The sequence below is a fragment of the Bifidobacterium pseudolongum subsp. globosum genome (assembly GCF_000741295.1).
GTDB classification, from domain to species: Bacteria; Actinomycetota; Actinomycetes; order Actinomycetales; family Bifidobacteriaceae; genus Bifidobacterium; species Bifidobacterium globosum.
This window is the reverse complement of sequence record NZ_JGZG01000021.1, coordinates 1-3,803: the sequence shown is the minus strand read 5'-3', so window position 1 is coordinate 3,803 and position 3,803 is coordinate 1. Positions and strand designations below refer to the sequence as shown.

Genomic DNA, 3,803 nt, shown 5'->3' with positions numbered 1-3,803 from the left:
CTGTGGCTGGCCAAGCATGGCATCACGCAGGGTCGAACGGCAAGTTCAATGGCGGGTCGCATCTGACGCGTCAGGACATGGCGATCTTCCTGTACCGGTATGCGAAGCTGGCTGGTGTGAAGGGTGCGGCGTCGTTCGCGCCTTCGGCTGCGGATTATGCGCGGTTCAAGGATGTGAACAAGGGCACGTTCGCGGCCAAGGAGATCCTGTGGTTGGCGAAGTCGGGTATTTCGTTGGGTAATCCGGACGGCACGTTCGGGTTCGGCGCGAAGATGGAGCGCAAGGCGATGGCCGCGTTCCTGTACCGCCTCGACAAACTCATCTAACCCAGCCAGGTGTTTCACCTAAACCACACGAAACACTGAATAGGGGAGGCTTGAAGTAGCGACACCTCAAGCCTCCCTCTTTCTTTTTGTGTCGCACACATACAGCACTTCATAACTGATTAAGGATACGAAGCGAATGTCAATTTCAAGTCGTTTCGATGGTCTGAGAAAGAAGACCATTGCAGGGCTGCTAGCCGCGGCAACGTTACTCGGTGGCTTGAGCCTTTCCGCAGGCGCAGTGGAGACCGCATCTGCGGCCCCGTTGCGTGACAGCTATTCCGATACTGTTGGTAATGCCTCGTTCGAGGCCGCACGCAACAAGTACGGCCTGACGAAGGACATGCGTGACGGCGCAACTCTGCATACGTTCATGTGGTCGTTCCAGACGATCAAGGAGCACATGGAGGAGATAGCACAGGCCGGCTATACCTCCATCCAGATCAACAACGTGTCCGCTGTCAAGGACAACAGCGAGCTCGGCAAGGGCAACTGGTACCTCAACTGGTACTACATCTATCAGCCGATCAATACCACGATCGGCAACTACATCCTCGGTTCCGAGGATGAGTTCAAGGAGATGTGCGATATCGCGCATCAGTATGGCGTGCGTGTGATCGTGGACGCCGTCGCGAACCACTTCACCTCCGACTGGGAGGTCATCGACCCGTCGTGGCAGAACAAGGAGTACTTCCACCCGCAGGCCCCGATCAACGATTACAACGACCGTGAGGATTGCACCCAGCACACACTGACCGGCCTGTGGGATCTCAACACGCAGAACGGCGAAGTCGCGCAGCGCATGGCCGAGTTCTACCGCAAGGTCGTGGCGGATGGCGCTGATGGCTTCCGGTATGACGCGGCGAAGCACATCGAGTTGACGAACGAATTCGGCGGCTCGCAGTATTGGAACACAATCCTGCCGAACGGCGCGCAGTACCAGTACGGCGAGGTCCTCCAGGACAAAAACGTGCGTGAAACCGACTATGCGGCGATGTTCAACGATTCCTCGATCAACGGCGGTGGCGTGACCGCTTCCGATTACGGTCAGGAAATGCGCAACTCGATGAACGACCGCAGCGTCAACACGCGTTTCTTCACCGATTTCCGCCTCAATGCGCCGGTCAACCAGCTCGTGACGTGGATTGAATCGCACGACAACTACTGCGATCGCCAGTCGGAGAAGTTCACCGAACAGCAGGTGCGCACCGCGTGGGCGACGATGAACGCGCGCGGCAAGGCGATGACGCTGTTCTTCAACCGTCCATACGCTTCGGGCGGTACGCAGGAATGGTTCTCGGAGAAATCGAAGATCGGCGATGTCGGCTCCGACGACTGGAAGCAGCCGGGCGTCGTCGCGTCGAACCACTTCCGTAACGCGATGGTCGGCAACGACGAGAACATCCAGAATTGCGGCGGCGACCACTGCGTGATGGTCGAACGTTTCAAGTCCGATGGCAACGCGTCGAACGACGGCGTGCTCGTCGCCACGACCGACCGCGGCAGCCAGGACCTCGCCGGCATGAGCACGAAGCTCGACAACGGCACGTACAAGGATGAAGTCTCCGGTTCGACGATCACCGTCTCGGGCGGCAAGATCACGTCCGGTTCCGTCGAGGCGAACACTGTCGCCGCGTTCTACACGCCGAAGGTCGACACGACGCCGATCTCGTCGGCTGAGGCAATGCCGAACAAGGGTGATTTCGAGGATACGAAGGACATCACACTGCGTTCGTTCAACATGGCGAACGCTTCCTACACCACGTCCGAAGGCGCTTCCGGCTCGTTCAATGACGGCGACATCATTACGATCGGCGCTGGCTCTGCCGGCGGTGCGAATGTGACGGTCACGGTGACCGGCACCGGCAACAACGGCAAGACGATTAACCGTACCTACACCTACCACAAGGGTGCACAGACTCCGGTCGAATCGGTGTCGATCTCCGGCAACGGTGTGAACAATGGCCGTCTTTCCATGGATCTGAACTCCACGACGAGCGTGCAGCTCAACGCGACCGTCACGCCGGCGGATGCGACCGTCCGTTCGATTTCCTGGAAGTCCTCCGACCCGGCTGTGGCTACGGTCTCCTCGGATGGCCTCGTGCGCGGCAAGAAGGCCGGCACGACGACAATCACCGCGACCGCTGCAGGTGTTTCCGCATCGATCACCGTGACGGTGACTGGCGAGCTCGTCACGCCACAGGGTACGACCGTGTACTATCCCGCCGATAAATTCGGCGCGAACTCGACCTACATCCATTACCGTGTCGGCACCGGCACATGGACGACCGCTCCGGGTGTGAAGATGGAGGAGGCCTGCGACGGCTACCTGTCATTCACCATCGAGAACCCGGACCAGGAAGCGGTTGAATTCGTCTTCAACAACGGCGCAGGCCAGTGGGACAACAACGGTAGCCAGAACTACAAGGCGAACGGCGACAGCATCCTTGTCGAAAACGGCAAGATCACCGAAGGGGCGTTCCCGTGCACGGCGATCATCCCCGTGACGTCCGTCTCGATTTCGGGAGGCAACATCTCACTCAAGGAAAGTGCTTCGAAGCAGCTTTCGGCGACGGTTGCCCCTGCGAATGCGACGGATCGTGCGGTGTCGTGGAGGTCTTCGGACACGTCGGTCGTGACGGTGGATGCTTCGGGTACCGTGAAGGCCGTCAAGGCCGGTATGGCGACGATCACGGCGACTGCCGGCGGCAAGTCGGCTTCGGTGAGGGTGACTGTTGCATCTGATTATGTTCCGGTGTCGTCGGTGTCGGTTTCAGGTACTGGTGTGTCGGGTGGCAAGGCGACGATCAATGTCGGCGCCGGCCTGAACCTGAACGCGACTGTCTCGCCATCGAATGCGACTGACCGTGATGTTGTGTGGGGCACGTCGAACGCCGCGGTAGCGACCGTCAACAACGGCGCCGTGCGTGGCCTCAAAGCTGGCAATGCTGTGATTACGGCCACTGCTGGTAACAAGTCGAGCTCCATTGTCGTGACGGTGCAGGCGAATGGCACTGTTTTGCAGTCGGTTGCGATTGTCGGCACTGGTGTGGCGAACAACAAGCTCACGCTTGCGCAGAACAAGACGGTGCAGTTGTCTGTGAAGGCTACTCCGGCGAATGCGTCGCTTGGTGTGGTGTATTGGTCGTCGTCGGATTCGTCGGTGGCCACGGTGGACGGCAATGGCAAGGTCACCGCCAAGGGCGAGGGCATCACGGCGATCACGGTGACGGCTTCGGGCAAGTCGGCTGCGATTGTCCTGACTGTTACGAAGGGTGGTGGGTCGTCTGATCGGTTCTCTGATGTGCCGGCTGGTGTGCCGTTCCATGATGAGATCGAGTGGTTGGCTGCCAATGGCATCTCGACCGGGTATGTGGATGGCCGTTTCGGGTACAACGACAAGTTGACGCGTGCGGACATGGCGATCTTCCTGTATCGTACGGCGAAGCTGCATGGTGTGGGTTCGGCGTCCTCGTATGC

Annotated in this window: 2 protein-coding genes; both read left to right on the top strand. The window is 59.4% G+C overall.

Annotated features, from left to right (window positions below; genetic code table 11):
* A partial coding sequence (locus BPSG_RS07990) for an S-layer homology domain-containing protein (protein ID WP_162174660.1) occupies positions 1-326 on the top strand: 326 nt, incomplete at its 5' end.
* 217 nt (positions 327-543) lie between these two features.
* Positions 544-3,803: Ig-like domain-containing protein (locus BPSG_RS08370; protein ID WP_162174659.1), on the top strand; the 3,260-nt coding region annotated here is incomplete at its 3' end.